At 64.1% G+C, this 17479-nt stretch carries 16 protein-coding genes; 5 read left to right on the top strand and 11 right to left on the bottom strand.

Features of this window, described 5'->3' with window-relative positions:
- Nucleotides 1-97: 97 nt before the first annotated feature.
- The 6 genes from phoU to HALRU_RS10195 all read right to left on the bottom strand — a co-directional run bounded on the left by phoU (nt 98) and on the right by HALRU_RS10195 (nt 6054).
- Entirely contained in the window at nt 98-769 is a 672-nt protein-coding gene (gene phoU, locus HALRU_RS10220) for a phosphate signaling complex protein PhoU (RefSeq protein ID WP_007703784.1), read from the bottom strand.
- 203 nt (nt 770-972) lie between these two features.
- A complete protein-coding gene (locus HALRU_RS10215) occupies nt 973-2142 on the bottom strand; it encodes a glutathione-independent formaldehyde dehydrogenase (protein ID WP_015301310.1) in 1170 nt (389 codons plus the stop codon).
- Between the two features lie 255 nt (nt 2143-2397).
- Entirely contained in the window at nt 2398-3267 is an 870-nt protein-coding gene (gene pstB, locus HALRU_RS10210) for a phosphate ABC transporter ATP-binding protein PstB (RefSeq protein ID WP_015301309.1), read from the bottom strand.
- 2 nt (nt 3268-3269) lie between these two features.
- A complete protein-coding gene (gene pstA, locus HALRU_RS10205) occupies nt 3270-4160 on the bottom strand; it encodes a phosphate ABC transporter permease PstA (protein ID WP_015301308.1) in 891 nt (296 codons plus the stop codon).
- Nucleotides 4160-5083 (bottom strand): phosphate ABC transporter permease subunit PstC, encoded by a 924-nt coding sequence (gene pstC / locus HALRU_RS10200; protein WP_015301307.1) that lies wholly within the window; start codon nt 5081-5083, stop codon nt 4160-4162. Before pstC ends, pstA begins: the two co-directional genes overlap by 1 nt.
- Nucleotides 5080-6054 carry a PstS family phosphate ABC transporter substrate-binding protein gene (locus HALRU_RS10195; protein ID WP_148680667.1) on the bottom strand — a complete coding sequence of 325 codons (975 nt, stop codon included), beginning with the start codon at nt 6052-6054 and terminating at the stop codon, nt 5080-5082. Before HALRU_RS10195 ends, pstC begins: the two co-directional genes overlap by 4 nt.
- Before the next feature lie 396 nt (nt 6055-6450).
- Between HALRU_RS10195 and HALRU_RS10190 the strand changes: the two genes are divergently transcribed.
- A complete protein-coding gene (locus HALRU_RS10190) occupies nt 6451-7446 on the top strand; it encodes a phosphate uptake regulator PhoU (RefSeq protein WP_015301305.1) in 996 nt (331 codons plus the stop codon).
- A 9-nt stretch (nt 7447-7455) separates the two neighbouring features.
- On the opposite strand, the gene HALRU_RS10185 is transcribed toward HALRU_RS10190, so the two are convergent.
- The gene (locus HALRU_RS10185; RefSeq protein ID WP_015301304.1) at nt 7456-7827 is read right to left on the bottom strand and encodes a 30S ribosomal protein S8e; all 372 of its coding nucleotides are present in this window, start codon (nt 7825-7827) and stop codon (nt 7456-7458) included.
- Nucleotides 7828-7941: 114 nt separating this feature from the next.
- Between HALRU_RS10185 and HALRU_RS10180 the strand changes: the two genes are divergently transcribed.
- Both HALRU_RS10180 and HALRU_RS10175 read left to right on the top strand, forming a co-directional pair.
- The gene (locus HALRU_RS10180; protein WP_015301303.1) at nt 7942-8397 is read left to right on the top strand and encodes a DUF2240 family protein; all 456 of its coding nucleotides are present in this window, start codon (nt 7942-7944) and stop codon (nt 8395-8397) included.
- 138 nt (nt 8398-8535) lie between these two features.
- Entirely contained in the window at nt 8536-8949 is a 414-nt protein-coding gene (locus HALRU_RS10175; RefSeq protein WP_015301302.1) for a hypothetical protein, read from the top strand.
- Nucleotides 8950-8961: 12 nt separating this feature from the next.
- On the opposite strand, the gene HALRU_RS10170 is transcribed toward HALRU_RS10175, so the two are convergent.
- From HALRU_RS10170 to trkA, 3 genes are all read right to left on the bottom strand, one after another.
- Nucleotides 8962-9618, bottom strand: a complete 657-nt coding sequence (locus tag HALRU_RS10170; protein WP_015301301.1) for an HAD family hydrolase — start codon at nt 9616-9618, stop codon at nt 8962-8964.
- 142 nt (nt 9619-9760) lie between these two features.
- Nucleotides 9761-11299, bottom strand: coding sequence for a TrkH family potassium uptake protein (locus HALRU_RS10165; protein WP_148680506.1), 1539 nt, complete (start codon nt 11297-11299; stop codon nt 9761-9763).
- Nucleotides 11300-11320: 21 nt separating this feature from the next.
- Nucleotides 11321-12655, bottom strand: coding sequence for a Trk system potassium transporter TrkA (gene trkA, locus HALRU_RS10160; RefSeq protein ID WP_148680505.1), 1335 nt, complete (start codon nt 12653-12655; stop codon nt 11321-11323).
- 246 nt (nt 12656-12901) lie between these two features.
- On the opposite strand from trkA, the gene HALRU_RS10155 reads away from it, so the two are divergent.
- Together HALRU_RS10155 and HALRU_RS10150 are read left to right on the top strand one after the other, a co-directional pair.
- Complete coding sequence (locus HALRU_RS10155) at nt 12902-14431, top strand: TrkH family potassium uptake protein (RefSeq protein WP_015301298.1); 1530 nt, start codon at nt 12902-12904, stop codon at nt 14429-14431.
- A 169-nt stretch (nt 14432-14600) separates the two neighbouring features.
- Nucleotides 14601-15020 (top strand): universal stress protein, encoded by a 420-nt coding sequence (locus HALRU_RS10150; RefSeq protein ID WP_015301297.1) that lies wholly within the window; start codon nt 14601-14603, stop codon nt 15018-15020.
- A 35-nt stretch (nt 15021-15055) separates the two neighbouring features.
- On the opposite strand, the gene HALRU_RS10145 is transcribed toward HALRU_RS10150, so the two are convergent.
- Nucleotides 15056-17437 (bottom strand): amino acid permease, encoded by a 2382-nt coding sequence (locus HALRU_RS10145; protein ID WP_015301296.1) that lies wholly within the window; start codon nt 17435-17437, stop codon nt 15056-15058.
- Nucleotides 17438-17479 lie beyond the last annotated feature (42 nt).

Raw genomic sequence — 17479 nt, 5'->3', positions numbered from 1 at the left:
TCGTGCTACACCGAGTATCGTCACATAGGTTGGGCGTGGTCCGATGGATCGGAGCAACGCAGTGACTACCGGTGACGAGGGAGGCGGACGAGTGAGCTCAGTAAATCAGTTCGTCGTCGTTCTCGACCATGTACAGCGTGCGTGCGGCGATGTTGACGGCGTGGTCGCCGACACGCTCTAGGTCGCGAATGGTTAACAAGAGTCTGGAGACGTCCTGGAGGAGCGATTCGACTTCGGACGCGTCCTCGAGTTCGCGTTCGATGAGGTCTCGGACGACGATCTCGCTGGCTCGTTCGGCGAAGTGGTCGACGTCGTCGTCGCGAGTCGCCAGTTCCCGGCAGGCGTCGATATCTTCACGATCGTACGCTTGCACCGCGTCGTCGACCATGTCGAGGGTGACGACGCCCATCTCCTGAATGTCGACGTCGGGGAAGAGGTCTCGAGTCGCGTCGAGCGTGTATTCGCCCAGATTGACCGCGAGGTCGGCGATGCGTTCCAGATCGGTGATGATCTTGAACGACGCCGCGATAAATCGGAGATCGCTCGCGACGGGTTGCTGGAGCGCCAGCAGGTCGATACACTGCTGTTCGAGTTCGAGGTACATCTGGTTGACTTCGTAGTCGCCCTCGATCACCTCGCGAGCGAGGTCCTCGTCCTTCCGGTCGAGCGCATCGAGCCCCATCCGGAGGCGTTCCATAACGACTTCGCCCATATAACAGACGTCTTCGCGAAGTCCTTCGAGTTGTTCCTGATATGAATCTCTGGCCATGTTCGACGTTCCACGACGGACTGCCATGTAGCTTGCGCCTCGTTGCACGTTGATGCCGATTTGGCCAGGTTGGGCGTCCTGCCGTTTCCGTGCGTGCTCGGAAGCCGGTCGGGTTCGCGGCCCTGGTCGAGTCTACCCGGCCGGACCGAGACGGCCATGGGCACAACGGACTATCGACCGACCACCAAACCGCGAGGAGTGTCTCAGGGTTCGAGCAGGACCTTCGTCACACCTTCTTCGCGTTCGTCGAACCGCTCGTACATCTCGGGCGCCTCGTCGAGCGACGTCGTGTGTGAGATGACGAACCCAGGTTCGGCCTCTCCGGCAATGATCATGTCGCGGAGTCGGCGGTTGTACCGTTTGACCGGACACTGCCCCATTCCGAATCGGAGTCCCTTCTCGAACGCGGTGCCGAGGTGGACGCGCAGGAGGCCCTGTTCACCGATGTGGTCGGGCTGGTCGGGATCGTCGGAGACGTAGAGGCCGACGATGCCAATCTTCCCCGTCGGCCGGACCGCGTCGATAAGCTGGTTGAGGATGATCGAGGGATTTTCCCGTGACTCGTCGTAGGCCGACTCGCCATCGCGACCGTCCTCGATGGCCTGGTATCCAACTGCGTCGACGCCCTTGTCGACACCACCGCCATGCGCGTCGGTGATCGCCTCGACTGCGTCTCGTTCTTCGAAGTTGATCGCCGTCGCATTGCAGTGTTCGTCGGCCAGTTCGAGCCGACTCTCCACTCGATCGACGACGTAGATCTCGGAGGCACCGCGGAGGTGGGCGCTGTAGGCGGCCATCAGTCCGACCGGTCCGGCGCCGAAGATCGCGACGGATTCACCCGGTTGCAGGTCCGCGAGTTCGACGCCGTGCCAGCCCGTGGGGAAGACGTCGGCGAGCATGATGAAGTCTTCAGGCGTGCCGTTGGCGGGATCGTCCGGAATCTTCAGCGCGTTGTGATCGGCGTAGGGCACCCGAACGCGCTCGGCCTGCCCGCCCTGGTACGAGCCCATCTTCACGTAGCCGTACGCACCACCTGGCGTCGCCGACTCGACGTTCTCGCAGTACCCGTAGTGACCCTCCTCGCAATTTCGACAGTAGCCGCAGGCGACGTTGAACGGAAGAACGACCCGATCGCCCGGTGACAATTGCTCGACGCCGTCGCCGACCTCGCTGATCTCGCCCATGATCTCGTGACCGAACGCCATCCCTGGCTCCGCGCCGGCGCGCCCCTCGTACATGTGCAGATCCGACCCACAGATGGCCGTCTGCGTCACCTCCAGGATCGCATCGTTCGGACTCGTCAGCGTTGGATCGTCGATCTCTTCGATCGAAACGTCGTGTGCGTCGTTGTAGACGACTGCTTTCGTTGGCACAGGAACTCACCCGCGTCGCTCGACATCGAACCGGTGCCAAAAGGTTCTCCACGCAGGTGCAACGAGACGTAGAGTTGCACCGTGAGGATACTAAGCACGAGCACGCTCACCGCGAGCGAACGAAGTGAGCGAGCGGGCCGACGACTGACCCGAAGGGGAAGGAGGAGAGCTTTTCATGGAAGTTTTGCCGAGCGTCGACGGAACGTGCGCCAGCCGTGCTGGCGCCGTTCCGTCAGAGCGCAGTGCAAAAGTTCCTTAGCCGAACTTCCCGGTGATGTAGTCTTCGACGCGCTGGTGGTCGGGGTTCTCGAAGATCTTGTTGGTGTCGTCGAACTCGACGAGTTCGCCGCCGGTGAGGAAGACGGCCGTCTTGTCGGAGATGCGGGCGGCCTGTTGCATGTTGTGGGTGACGATGACGACGGTGTAGTCCTTCGCGAGTTCCTCGATGAGGTCTTCGATCTTCGAGGTGGCGACGGGGTCGAGCGCGCTCGCCGGCTCGTCCATCAGGATGACTTCCGGGTCGGGGGCGATGGCGCGGGCGATGCAGAGGCGCTGTTGTTGTCCGCCGGAGAGTTCGAGGCCGCTCTCGTCGAGTTGATGTTCGACTTCGTCCCACAGTGCCGAGCGTTTGAGGGCGGTTTCGACCTTCTCGTCGACGTTCTCGTCGTCGCCTTGGACTTTGAGCCCGTACGCGACGTTGTCGCGGATGGACTTGGGGAACGGGTTCGGCGACTGGAAGACCATGCCGATCTTGCGCCGGAGCGCGACGGGGTCGACGTCGTCGTCGTAGACGTTCTTGCCGTCGAAGAGGAGGTCACCCTCGACGCGCGCGGTGTCGACGAGGTCGTTCATGCGGTTGATCGAGCGCAGGAATGTCGATTTCCCACAGCCCGAGGGGCCGATGACGGCGGTGACCTGTTTTTCGGGGATCTCGATGTCGACGTCGGTGAGCGCCTGTTCGTCGCCGTAGTAGACGTCGAGATTCCGCGCTTCGAGGAGCGTTCGATCCGTCATCGTTCGCTGGTCCGACCCGTCATTGTCGTCGACGATGTCGGAATCGAGCGTGGTGTCTGGCTGGTCGGCGGCCGATTCGGTCTCCGAGTGGGACATCTGTGGTGGTGTCATGATCAGGTGGATCGCTCAAAGCGGTTGCGGATGACGATCGCGATCGAGTTGATTGTGAGCAGGATGACGAGCAGCGTGACGACGCCGGCGGCGACGACGCCGTACTGGAACGCCTGCTGTGGGTACGAGGCCCAGTTGTAGATCTGCAGCGGCATCGCGCTGACCTTGCTCAAGAGGCCGGTCGGGACGCCGAAGACGGTCGTGGGAGCGGCGATCATGATCAGCGGCGCCGTCTCCCCGATCGCCCGACCGAGCGCGAGGATGGTGCCGGTCATGATTCCCGGCATGGCTCGTGGTAAGACGACGCTACGGATCGTCTGCCACTTCGTCGCGCCCATTCCGTAGGAGGCCTGTCGTTGCGAGTCGGGCACCGCGCGGATCGCCTCCTGGGCGGAGATGATCACGATCGGCAGGATGAGCAGGCCGACGGTGAACGCGGCGGCGATCACCGATCCGTAGCCGATGTCGAGCATCCCGACGAACAGCCCGAGCCCGAGTAGCCCGTAGACGATCGACGGGACGCCGGCGAGGTTGGCGATGTTGAGCTGGATGAACGTCGTCAACGGGCCGTCACTCGCGTACTCCTCTAAGTAGACGGCGGCGCCGACGCCGAGCGGGAAGGTGATCAGTGCGATCAGGAGCATGATGGCGATCGAGCCGACGATCGCCGGGAGGAAGCCGGCCTGTTCCGGGAACGGGTGCGGCGGGCTCGTCAGGAACCCCCAGTCGAGCCAGCCGACGGCGTCGATGGCCACGTTCGCGAGCAAGAGCGCCAGCGAGGCGATTCCGACGAGTGTCGCGGCGAGCGCGAGCAGTCGGAAGGCGACGTCCTTGCGTCGACTGATCCGGCCGAACGCGGAGTCAGCGTTCGCGTCGGTCGATTCGGCAGCCATCAGTGATACACCTCTCGGTAGCGCGAGGCAACGAACTCGCTGATCAGATTCATGATGAACGTGATGACGAACAGCGTGATGCCGACCGCGAAGAGGCTCTGGTACTGTACGCCCTGGCTGACCATGTCACCGGTCCCGATCTCGACCATCGCAGCGGTCATGGTCTGAATCGAGTCCAGGAACATTCCAGCTGGATCCGTGAGGTCGGCCATCTGCGGCGTCTGACCCGCAGCCATGGCGACGATCATGGTTTCCCCGATCGCCCGGGAGAGGGCGAGGATGAACGAGGAGAAGATCCCCGACAGCGCGGCCGGGACGACGATCGTCGTGGAGACGGTGAACTTCGTCGCGCCGAGGCCGTAGCCGGCCTGCCGGAGCGAGTCCGGAACGGCGCTCATCGCGTCCTCGCTGATCGAAGAGACCATCGGGATGATCATGATTCCGACCATGATCGACGCCGAGAGGGCGTTGAACGTCCCGATGGGGAGGAATCGATCGAGCGCGGGCGTCACGTAGACAAGCGCGAAGTAGCCGTAGACGACCGTCGGGACGCCGGCGAGCACTTCGAGGGCCGGCTTGAGATAGGCCCGACGTCGCTCGGAGGCGTACTCGGAGAGGTAGATCGCAGTCAGCAGCCCGATCGGCAGCGCGACCGCCGCGGCGCCGATCGTGACCGTGAGCGTCCCAGAAATCAGTGGCAAGACGCCGAAGGAGACCGGCTCGTGGCTCGGTGCCCAGGTCGTTCCCGTGAGAAAGTCGACGATCGAAATCGTCCCGAAGAAGTCGATGGCGTCGACGAGGAGCGTGAGGATGATCCCGAGCGTCGTCGCGATCGAGAGGAGTGCACAGAGCAAGAAGAGGTAGCGAAACGCCGTGCCACGAAGGGTTCGAATGCCGTCGTGTGAGAAGTCTGGCTCGCTCATGCGGTCACCTCGTCGATGTTCGATTCGAGTTTGTCGATGTTCTCCGCCTGTTTCTCTTCGTTCAGCGGTACGTACCCGATCTCGGCGATCAGGTCACTCGTCGTCTGTTCCATGTAGTAGCGGACGAAGTCGCGAACCGTCGGGTCGGCGAGCGATTCCTTCGCGACGTAAATATACAGGTCACGCGTGAGCGGCGTGTACTCGCCTCTCTGTGCCGTTTCGAGCGACGGTTCGACGCAGCCGTCGCCGTTGTCGACGGCGACTGCCTTGACGGAGTCGGGGTTTTCGCTGTAGTACGAGAACCCGAAGTAGCCCATCGCGCTTTCTGAGCCCTGCACCCCCTGGACGATCGTTCGATCCTGTTCCGTCGCGTAGTAGTCGCCGCGATGGTTCGTCTCTTCGCCCACGATCTCCTCTTTGAAGTAGTCGAACGTTCCCGAGGTGGTCGCGGCCCCGTAGAGCTCGAGCTCTGCGTCGGGGAACGAGTCGTCGATGTCGCTCCAGCGATCGGCGCCGTCGGCGCGCCAGATCTGTCTGAGCTGTTCGACGGTGAGACAGTCGACGAAATCAGCGTCCGGATTGACCACGACGGTGAGCGCGTCGGTGGCAACTGGAAACTCGATCGGTGTGACGTCGTTGTTCCCGCACTGTTCTTCTTCGGCTTCGGCGATTGCTCTGCTGGCGTTGTTGATATCGGTTCGGCCGACACAGAAGAAGTTCCCGAACCCGCCTCCACTCCCGGTCTTGCTGAGCGAGATGTTGGTGGTGGGATTGTCCTGCGTGTACGCGGAGGCGATCGCTTCGGTCACGGGGAAGACGGTACTGCTTCCCGCGATGTTGATCTGATTGCCTTCCGCGGCGAGAATCCCACTGCACCCCGCCAGTGCGCCAGAAACGGAGACGCCAGCCGCGGCGAGAAGTTCTCGCCGGCCGATTCCGGCCGGCCCAGCCGCAGGTGAGTCTCTCGACATCATCGGATAGGAATCACAGCGTAGGTAAGTAGACTTCTATGATGGCTATATAGGGATATGTATTGTCACAGTAGATAGGCAGTGGCCACCAGCAATCGTCTGTTGTTGTGACCTAATCGGGAGTTCGGGCCGCTCGGTGTTCATTGCGCTCACTCCACTTCCATACGTGACCGTACAGTTGAGTCCTGTGTCTCGAAGGTGTTGTCCAAACCGCTCGATGCGGTAGCGACGGTCGTCGCGGAGGCGGATCGTATTTATCCAGGCTGTGTGGGGAGTGGCGGTCAGTTTCGAAATCGATCCCGCGAGTAACTGCAGCTTTCTTCGCCGCTTCTGTATCCCTGCGGTAGAATACATAGATCGTAGTACATTTATATTCTAGTGGGCTCATGCTCACGTATGGAGACCCGCAAGGTGCAGGTGACCGGCGGTTCTACGTATACCGTCTCGTTGCCCAAAGAGTGGGCGACGGCGAACGGGGTCGATGCCGGAAGTACCGTCGAATTCTACCCGGAGGACGGGGCCCTTCTGTTGACCCCGCAGCGTGAGAGTGGCCACCAGGAGGGGACGATGGACGTCACGGACATCACCGACGAGCAACTCACCCGCGCGGTCATGACGATGTACGTGAGCGGGTTCGACCTCATCCGACTGACCGCCGACCGGGTCACGACCGACCAGCGTCGCGCGATTCGGGACGCGACACAGAATCTGGTCGGCGTCGAGGTGCTCTCGGAGACGACGGACAGCGTCGTCATCCAGGACCTGCTCGACTCGGCCGAGCTCTCGATCGTCAACGCCGTCTCCCGCATGCGACTGATCGCGGAATCCATGCTCGAAGACGCCGTCACCGCGATCGTCGAGAACGACGACGACATCGCCCACGACGTGATCCAGCGCGACGACGACGTCGACCGACTCTTCCTCGTCGTCTCGCGGATCTTCCGGGCGACGCTGCGCTCCCCGACGGCTGCCGAATCCCTCGGCGTCACGCGCGAGGACTGTTTCGACTACCACTCGAGCGCCCGCCAGTTAGAACGCGTCGCGGACCACGCGGTGAAGATGAGCAAACTCGCGCTGAAACTGGCTGACATTCCGGGTCCCGTCGCCGACGCACTCCACGCGCTCTACGAGGACGCTGACGACGTGATCCGCACGTCGATGGACGCACTCGACGCGGACGACAGCGATCGCGCGACCGAACTCGGTCACGAGGCTCGCCAGATGGTTCGCGAGATCGACGAACATACCCGCCAGATCGACGATCGGCTCCGAGATCTCGACCCCGTCGAGGCGCAGTCGCTCGGCCTGATCGTCGACTCGCTCTCGCGATGTGCGGACTACGGGGGCAACATCGCCGAAACGGCACTTCAGAAGGCGGCACCGCGACCGTAAGGACGTTGATTACTCGAGCAGAACGGCGTTGACCTGGGCCGTCTGGCCCGGTCGGGACGTGACGCGTGCGGTCCCCTCGGAGGTCTCGATGACGGCGCCTTTCGTGATGATGTTTCGGCGCACGTAGTTGGGGTTGGCGTCGTTTTCGACGACGTTCTCGATCGTCGCGGCGACGGTCTCCTCGCCGTCGTTGACCTGCACGACGTCGGTCGCGAGTGCACGCGTCTTCGAGCCGTTGCCGCGCGAATCGACCGTCTGGAATCGCGGTTCGCCGACCTGCGTCTCGGTCGGTTCGCGGCCGAGTTCGTCCTTTCGCGGGTTTCGTGCGTGCTTGAGACGTCCACCGGTACGCTTGCGCGTCGAGCGGCCCTGATCTTGCATGAGTGGATAGACTGTCGGCGGTTACTTATATGGCTCGATACGACCCGTTCGTCCGACCTGGGGCCGCTCGCGGAACCGTCACGGTTAACGGGTCGGTCGCGAAACGAGGCGTCGATGAGTCTTCGGGTCGCCGCGGCCGCACCGTTCGTCCAGCGAGGGACGCAGTCGATGCGCGAGAACGAGTTCGTCGTCTCCCTCTCGATGGATCGCGACTGGTTCTCGCCGGATCAGGCCACGCGCCTCGTCGACGTCGCGACGGAGGCCGGCATCATCGAACGCGACGGCGAGACGCTCGTGCTGACGACCGACGTCGCCGAGGTACAGGTTCCAGAGGAGTTCGTCCCCGACGAGGACGTCCTCACGGAGCGGTCTCCGTTCGAGCGGATTCTGGACGCGATCGTCGCCGACGGCCAGCCCAAACACGAAGCTGTCGGCGCGATCAACGCCTGTCAGCAGTCGCTCGGCCTCACGATCGAGGCCGCGGCGCTGGTCTACGCCCGTCGCGAGGGCGTCGACGTCGCCGACGTCCGTCCGGACGTGCGTGAGGCGGTGCTCGATGCGGACGCCTGACTACTCTCGGTCGGTGGCGCTGACGTTCCGTGACGATGTCCATTCGGACGCCATCTGCGTTCGAGTTGCCTTTCTTGCGATTGTCGTCGCCTCGCCGTCGACCGAAGGCGATTAGCGCGCTGGCCGACACGATGGCGTATGGTCGAGGAGCGAGTTACGGACGGGATCAGGATCGCCGAGTTGCTCGCCTCCGAAGTCGAGGGCCGCACGGATGGCCCACTCGGATCGGTTCGCGTGACTGACGCGGACACGGACGTCGAACCGACGGCGGACGGGGCGCGTGCGTACACGATTACTGGAGAAGCGGGCGACGACACCACCAGTGAGGTGGCAGATACCACCCTCGCGACGGTGAACGTCCACGACGATCGTATTCACCTCGCGTTTCGAGTCGTCCCGGACGTCGCGACCGACGCGGCCTCGGGGGCCGGTCTCAGAACGCGCCCGAAGGCGACGACGCCACCACAGACGCTCGTCTTCGTCGAGTCGGGCGGGGCGGTCAAACGGGCGGTCGAGGTCCTCGCGACGGTTTGTGGTCGAGTTGGTGAGTGACTGGCCACTCGTTCACTCGGCGTTTAGCTCGTCGAGGATAGTGGGGAGTGTCGACGCGAGGTTCGGCTGGTCGACGTGTGCGTCCGCCCGCGGATCCGGGGTGGCGTCCGGGAGCAGCACCTGGACCGTCGCCATCCCGGTCTCGGTCGCCCCCCCGATGTCGGTCTCGACGTCGTCACCGACGTAGACGGCCTCGCCCGGTTCGACGTCGAGGGCGTCGAGAATTGCGGCGAACGCGCGTTCGTCGGGCTTGCCGGCCACGAGTTCGCCGGTCACCCGGATCGCGTCGAAGGGTGATTCGAGGCCGAGGGCTTCGAGCTTCGTTCGCTGGGCGCGGACGGGCCCGTTCGTGAGGAGCCCGAGGCGGTACCGCTCGCCGAGGCGTTCGAGCATCGGTTCGACGCCGGGCAGTATGGACAGCGAGTTCGTCACCGACTCGCGATACGCCGCCGCGACGCTGGCCGGATCGACGTCGGCGTCCGCGAGTAACTCGTCGAAGATGGGTTCGCGCGTCTCGCCGGTGAGGTGGCGGCGGTGGACCTCGACGTACTCGCCCCGATCGAGCGACGGGGCGCCGGTCGCCTCGGTCGCTTCCGCGAGCAGGGTCGCCCGGTCGCGGTCGGGAACGGCGAGCGTCTCGTCCAGATCGAAGACCACCGCGCGGAGCATCGTCTGAGTGTAGGCGCCCTGTGGGTTCAAGGTTTCCGTCGACCTGCACTGGATCGGAAACCGGGTGCGTCCCGTCTCGATCTCGAGTATCAGTCGACCTTCGTCCGTCTCGCTCTCGAGTACCAATCGGTTTTCGTCCGCGTCACGACCGCCAGTACGCTTTCGTCAGGAGCACCAGTACCGGGAAGATCTCCAGTCGCCCGATCCACATGTAGAGGATCATGAGGAGTTTCGAGGTCGTGGGGAAGGAGCCGTAGCCGCCCATGGGCCCGGTGACCTCGCCGAGGCCGGGGCCGATGTTGCCCAGACTCGCGATCGAGGCGGAGAGGATGTCGAGCAAGGTCAGGTCGGCGCCGACGCGAGCGGCGTCCGCGGCCAGCAGGCCGATCCCGACGAAGAAAAGGACGACGTACAGCAGGGTAAAGGCGTAGATGCCGCGGACGGCCTCCTCGTTCAGGACCCGTCCGTTCATCCGGACCGGCCGGACGGCGTCGGGGTGGACCGTCGTGAACAGCTCTCGGCGGAGCGTCTTCAGAATAACCAGCCAGCGGAGGATCTTGATCCCTCCGCCAGTCGAACCGGTCGATCCGCCGACGAACATCGCAAAGAGGAGGATGGCCTTCGCCGGGCCGCTCCACTCGTAGAAGTCCATATTTGCGAATCCCGTCGAATTGACGAGCGAGACGATCTGGAACACTGCGTATCGAAGCGAGCGCTCTAGCTGGCCACCGACGACGCCGGCGTCGACCGTCTCCAGCGACGAGGTGAACAGGACGACCGCCCCGACCGCGGAGAGGACCGTCACGGCACCGAGGTAGAGGCGAAACTCCGCGTCGCGAACGAGCGAGCGTGGATCGCCGGTCAACACGTGCCACCAGAGGACGAAGTTGACCCCGGCGACGAAGATGAAGGGGACGAAGAGCCACTGTACCGCCGGCGAGAACGCCTGGATACTTCTGGCCTCGGGGGAGAAGCCGCCGGTCGGCAACGTGGAGAACCCGTGTGCGAAGGCGTTGTAGAGGGTCATATTCTCGGCGAACCCGGCCAGATGGAGCGCGTACAGGAGGACGATGAAGAGGGCAGTGAAGAACACGTAGGCGAGCCAGAGGACGCGCGCAGTCTGCTCGATGTGTGGCGTCAGCTTCGACACACCCGGACCGGGCGTCTCCGCGCGCATCAATTGGGCGCCACCGACGGCCATCTCCGAGAGGATCGCGACGGCGAGGACGATGATCCCCATCCCGCCGAGCCACTGGGTGAGCTGGCGCCACATGAGGATCGCGTGGGAGTGGTGGTCGAGCGATATGTTGTCCATGACGGTCGCGCCCGTGGTCGTAAAGCCGCTCATGCTCTCGAAGAAGGCGTTGACGGGCTGGGCGATGGCACCGTTCCCGGCGAGCACGTACGGCACTGCCCCGAAGACGGCGGCGAAGAGCCAGGTGAGCGCGACGACCATGAACGCTTCGCGCGCGCCCGGCTCTGGATGTGGGTCGAGCTGGCGGAGCGAGAGGCCGACCGCCGCGGTCAGGACGAACGTCGCGACGAAGACCCAGAGGTCTTCGCCGCCGTACGCCAGCGAGACGATGATGGGAACGATGTGCGCGACGGAGAGCGCTGCGGTCAGCGTTCCGACGAGACTCAATCCCGCTCGAACGTCGACTCTGAGGTGTCCCCTGCCCATCGTGAAGCGACCAAAAACCATCTATAGGAGTTCGATTACCTCGTCAAGTACTGCGGCGTCGACGAACACGACGACGTGATCGCCGGGCCGAACGACCGTCGTCCCGCGCGGCGTGATCAGGTCGCCGCCGCGGGAGATGGCGCCGATGACGACTCCCTCGGGCAGGTCCTGCGTCGCTTCGGCGATCGGTTTGCCGGTGAGCGTGCTGCCGGGTCCGACCTCGATCTCGATGACCTCCGCGCGGTCGTGTTCGAGCATCGCGACCTTCTCCGTGCGCGCTGCACGCGTAAAGCGGACGATCTCTTCGGCGGTCTCCTCGCGCGGGTTGATCACGACATCGACGCCGACCGTCTCGAACAGGGCGGCGTACTCGACGTTCTCGATGACCGCGACTGTCCGTTCGACGCCGACGCGGTGGGCGAGCAAGGCGGCGAGTAAGTTCTTCTCGTCGCTGTCGAGGGCGGCGACGAGGACGTCGGCCTCGTCGATGTGCTCGCGCAGGAGAAAGTCGGTGTCGGTGGCGTCGCTCTGGAGCACCATCGTGTTCGGCAGTCGTTCGGCGGCCTCTCGCGCCCGATCCGGGTCCTGCTCGATCAGCCGGAGTTCGTGCCCGTGCTCTTCGAACTCGCGGGCGGCCTGGAACCCGATCTCGCTCGCGCCGACGACGACGACCTCCTTGGTGCCGTTGTCCTCGATGCACGCGACCTCGCCGGCGAACTTCGTGATGGACTCGGGACTGCCGATGACCACGAGGCGGTCGCCCTCGCACATGACGGTCTCTCCTTTGGCGACGAGCATCTCGTCGTCCCGGAAGACGGCGGCGAACGTCAGCGAGTCGTAGCGGTCGGCCTCCTTGACGGTCTGGCCCGCGACGGGACTCCCCTCGCGGATCTCGAACTCGGCCATCCGGACGAGCCCACCAGCGAACATGTCGACGTCCCGTGCGGCGGGGAGCCCGGCGACGCGAAAGATCGCTTGCGCCGTCAGGAGGTCTGTACAGACCATGAAGTCGACGCCGAAGGCGCCCTCGGATCCTTGCCAGGTTTCGAGCAAGGTCCGGCGTCGGACGCGGGCGATGGTAAAGGCCTCGCTCTCCGTCTTCGTCGCGCCGCAGATCACGACGTTCGTCTCGTCGTCGTCCGTCGACGCGATGACGATGTCCGCTTCGTCGATCTCGGCTTCGCGGAGCGTGCTGATCTCGGTGCCGTCGCCGGCGATGGCGAGCACGTCGAGCTCGTAAGTTAGCTCCTCGACGAGATCCTCGTCCTGATCGACGACGATCACGTCGTGACCGTCGGCCAGGTTCTCGGCGATCGTCCGGCCGACCGCACCGGCCCCGACGATCACGACGCGCACGATCGGTCACCGTCGTTCATTGGCGGCGATTGCCGAGCCACTATCATATACGTTCCGCCATCCGGATACGACTTTGTTCGGACTGAACGCCGGTCAGAACGCCTGTTATCGGCTATCGGGCATTCACGTTTGCAATGGGATTGCCTCGACTCTCCGTCGGGGTCGGCCGCAGATTCCCGTTCCGAATCACGCAGACTTCCGTTCCGAATCCATTATTGCCCCACCTGCCCCAGCAGGGGGTACGCAATGTCCATCCGCGTCGACTGGCGGTCGAGCGCGAGCTTGACCGGGACGGTCCTCAAGTGGCTGGCCGTCCCGCTTCTGGCGCCGCTCGCGCTTGCCCTCTACGACGGCGCGGACGTCGTCCCCTTCGCCGTCTCCGTCGCCGTGACGGTCGTCCTCGGCCTCGCGTTGGAGCAATTGTCCGATGTCCGGGAGCTAGAACACAGAGAAGGTCTCCTCATCGTCGCGTCGACCTGGCTCGGCGTGGCGTTGATCGGCGCGATTCCGTTCATTCTGGTGGGCCAGGGTGCGCCCTCGCAGTCAGCGTTCGCGGGGCCGGTCGACGGTCCGATAAACGCGCTCTTCGAAAGCATGAGCGGGTTGACCACGACCGGAGCGACGATCATGAGCGGGTGGGATTTCGAGCACCAGTCCCGGGCCATCCTCCTCTGGCGTCAGCTCCTCCAGTGGCTCGGCGGGCTCGGCATCCTGATCGTCGCGATCGGCCTCCTCTCGAACCTGATGGTCGGTGGTGCCCAGCTGATGGAGACCGAGACGCAGACACGGAGCGTGAACAAACTGACCCCGGAGATCGAGCAGACGGCGCGGATCATCTGGGGGTTGTACGTCGGATTGACGCTCGTGACGATCGCCGTCCTGTACGGGCTGAACGTCGTCGGCCTCGCCGACGAAATGACGCTCTTCAACGCGGTCGCCCACGCGCTTACGAGCGTCTCGACGGCCGGATTCTCGCCAGAGGCCGAGAGCATCGCGGCGTTCGCTCCTATCGTCCAGTGGGTTCTGATTCCAGTCATGCTCCTCGGGGCGACGAACTTCATCCTGCTGTGGTATCTCGTTCACGGCGACTTCGATCGCCCTCGCCAGTCTGAAGAACTCCGTTTCTACCTGGGAGTCGTCGCATTTGCCTCGTCGCTCGTGATCGGCGTGCTCGTCGTGGATCCGGGGCACATCGAGTCTGTCGAGGCCTCCGTCAGACACGGGCTGTTCAACGTCGTCTCGATGATCACGACCACCGGGTACGCGTCGTTCGACTACACGACGTGGGGTCCCGGCGCCCAGCACGTCCTCTTTCTGAGCATGTTCGTCGGCGGGATGGCCGGCTCGACGACCTGTTCGATCAAGACGTTGCGCTGGCTGGTCATCCTGAAGGGGCTGTACCGGAACCTGTTTCTCTCTATTCACCCGCAGGCGGTCCGTCCGATCCGGCTCGGGGACTCGGTCGTCGACGAGGAGACGATCGGCGACATCTTCTCGTACGTGATGCTCGCCCTCCTGATCTTCTTCGGGCTCACGGTTTTCGTCGTGACCGACGCCTCGCTCGCCGGCCGGGCGGTCTCCGAGTTCGACGCGCTGGGGGCGGCCGCGTCGATCGCGCTCAACATCGGCCCCGCGTTCGGCGAAGCCGGCCCGATGGACAACTACGCGGTGTTCCCGACGTCGACCCGGTTCGTCATGGTCGTCATGATGTGGATCGGCCGGATCGAGTTCGTCCCCGTCCTCGTCTTGCTGTTGCCGGCCTTCTGGAAGTCCTGAGCCGCGCTGAACCGGCCGAATCGGCGCTTCAGGGCGGATATTACGACGATTCGGGACGGCTGTAACGACACTTCGGAACGGCTGCAACGACGCTTCGAGACCGGCCGAACCCGACCGCCCGCCGGTACCAATCCTTTTGCCGCGGCCCGACGAACCGCCGTTCATCACTATGCACTTTCGACACCTGCTGGTTCCGGTCGCCTCCGAGGCCGACGCGGACGTGACCTGTCACGCGCTCTCGGGCTACCTCGACGACGTCGAGCGGGTAACAGCCGTCCACGTCATCGAGAAAGCCGGTGGCGGCATCGACAAGGCTCCGCTTGGCAAACGAGAGGAAGACTCGGAGGACATTCTGGACGACGTGGAGACGACACTCGGCGATCGGGTTCAGGTCGATACGGACCGATACTACGGAACTGACGTGGCAGAGACGATCTTCGAGGCCGCCGCCGACGTCGACGCGGACGCCGTCGCGTTCCGTGCACGTGGGGGGAGTCGGATCGCCCGCCTGCTCGCGGGAGACGTCTCCACTCGGATCGTGACTGACCCGTCGATTCCGGTCGTCTCACTGCCAAAACCGGCCGAGTAATCCGCGACGGCGAATCTGTCAGTGACAGGGCGCGACTACGACCGGCCGAAGAGCCGTTCGAAGAGCGAGCGTTTCGTCGGCCGTTCGGCCAGCAAGACCGAACACTCGACCTCGTCGACGACGTCGTAGACGAGTGACCGATCGACGAGTCTGGAGAGCAGTCCGCGCTCGGTCGCTCCGATGAGCAGGAGGGTTCGATCGCTCGATTCGCGTCGGATCGCTTCCTCCACGTCGCCCGAAGTGTCGATCGTGCGGCCGGCGTCGGAAAGCCCGTGTTCTTCGGCCCACGCCGAGAGGAACGCCTCCCCCTCGTCTCGTTCGGACGGATCGTCGACGACGTAGAGCAGTTCGACGTCCGCGTCGTTCGTCCGCTGTAAGGTGCGGGCGACGTCCGCACTCAAATCCGAGTCCGGGCCACCCGCGGTCGGCAGCAGGATGCGCGAGGTGTCGAACTCCCGCTCGTTCAGGACGAGGAAATCACACGGCAGATCGTGCGTGAGCTCGTCCAGCGGCCGTTCGGCTCGTCCGGCCGCCCACGGTCGATCGTCTCCCCAGCCCATGACGACCGCGTCAGCGTCGTGTCGGTTGGCCGCGTCGAAGATCGCCTCGAATGGCCGATGCGAGACGACCGTCGTCGTTTCGATCTCGACGTCGGATCGGGAGACGCTCTCGCGAGCCTGATCGAGCAGTCGCTGTGACTCGGCGTCGATGCGATCGGTCACGGCTGCGCCGCGATCGAGCGGCGTCTGATCCGGCACCTTGACGATGTGGACGGCGTGGACGATGCCGTCACGGTCCGCGGCCAACTCGCTCCCGAGTTCCATCAGCGCCCCTTCGGTTCGGGGGTTCGAGAGTGGGACCATCACACGGTCGGGAACCACTTCGTCCGGAGCCGCGACTTCGGCTGCGGAGACGGCGGCGTCGGGCATCTCCTCCGACCGATCGAGGATGTGTTCGCTGAGAACGCCCTGGACCTTCGTGTGTTTTCGTGCGTAGAACCAGTACCAGGCGATCGACCCGACGACGAACGCCATGCTCAGTGCGATGACGATACCGTCCATGAAGTAGATCAACCCGAAAGAAAAGAGCGCTCCCAGGATTGGCGTGATCGGGTAGAAGGGAACGCGAAAGTCCGGGTCGTACTCCGGCACGTCGGCCTCGCGAAACGTGATCAAGGCGACGTTCATCAGGGCGTAGACGATGAGGTGGAGGACGCTCGCGGCGTTCGAGAGGATCTTGAGATCCTGCCCGAGCGCCACGATGAAGAGGATGATGAGGCCACCAGTCAGCGCGATCGAGCGATACGGCGTCGCGTATCGCGGGTGAATCTCGTTGAGTTCGTCCGAGATCAGTTTGTCGCGCCCCATCGCGAAGTTGATACGCGCCGAGGCGAGGATGGAGGCGTTCGCCGAGGAGGCCGTCGCGAGCAGCGCCGCCACCGAGATGGCGCCGACGCCGACCAGTTCGAGGAGGGGGATGCCGGCGAAGCTGAGTTCGGCCACCTGTGAGACCGGCGTCTCAGTGTCCAGTTCGTTCCAGGGGACGATTCCGACCATGATACTGACCAAGATTGCGTAGAACACCGTGACGATCGCGACGCTGCCGATCACGGCCAGGGGGAGATTCCGCCCCGGATTCTTCAGCTCTTCCGCGACGGTCGCGATCTTCGCGTAGCCGAGGAACGAGACGAAGACCAGTGCCGTTCCCGGGAGGATCGCGCCGTATCCCTGGTCCGTCGGTGCGACGCCGCCTTCGTCTAGCAGTGTCGCCCACTCGAACTCGAAGAACCCGGCGGCGGCGAAGACAGTCAAAATCAACAGCAACGCGGAGACGATGATCGTCTGGATACCGCCGGTTTCCTTCGCACCGATGTAGTTGACGCCGACGAACACCACGCCGGCGAGCAGCGCCCCGATCTGGATGTCGGAGACGCCGAGCGTCGTCGTTCCGCCGAGCAGGGTTGTCCCGAGGAATTCGGCCCCGAAGAGCGATACTTCGGGGAGTGGCACCGATGGGAGTGAGAACGTCCCGAGCGAGAGCGAGGGGAGTTCGGCGGCCGTTCCCTCGAGCATGCCGGTGAGGTAGCCACCGAAACCGATGCAGTAAAACGCCGAGGCGAAGGCGAGCCCCATCCAGTCGCCCATACCGGAGATCGACCCGAACATGGGCCCGAGTCCTCGATTAATGTAGTAGTACCCGCCTCCGGCTTTCGGCATCGCCGTCCCGAGTTCGCTCACGGCGAGTGCGTTGATCATGGCGATGGCGCCACCGATGACGAACGAGACGACGACGATCGGGCCCGCCTCCCGTGACGCGATCCCGGGGAGGACGAAAATACCGGCTCCCATCATCGTCCCAATCCCGATCATCATCGCCGAGACCAGCCCGAGGTCCTTGGCGAGTTCCTCGTCGCTCATCGGTCAGGAGGCCTCGACCGCAGCTGTGTCGCCACCGATCGG

The organism is Halovivax ruber XH-70 (assembly GCF_000328525.1).
Classification (GTDB): Archaea; Halobacteriota; Halobacteria; order Halobacteriales; family Natrialbaceae; genus Halovivax; species Halovivax ruber.
The sequence above is the reverse complement of the archived record's forward strand: the minus strand, read 5'-3'. Positions and strand labels throughout refer to the sequence as shown.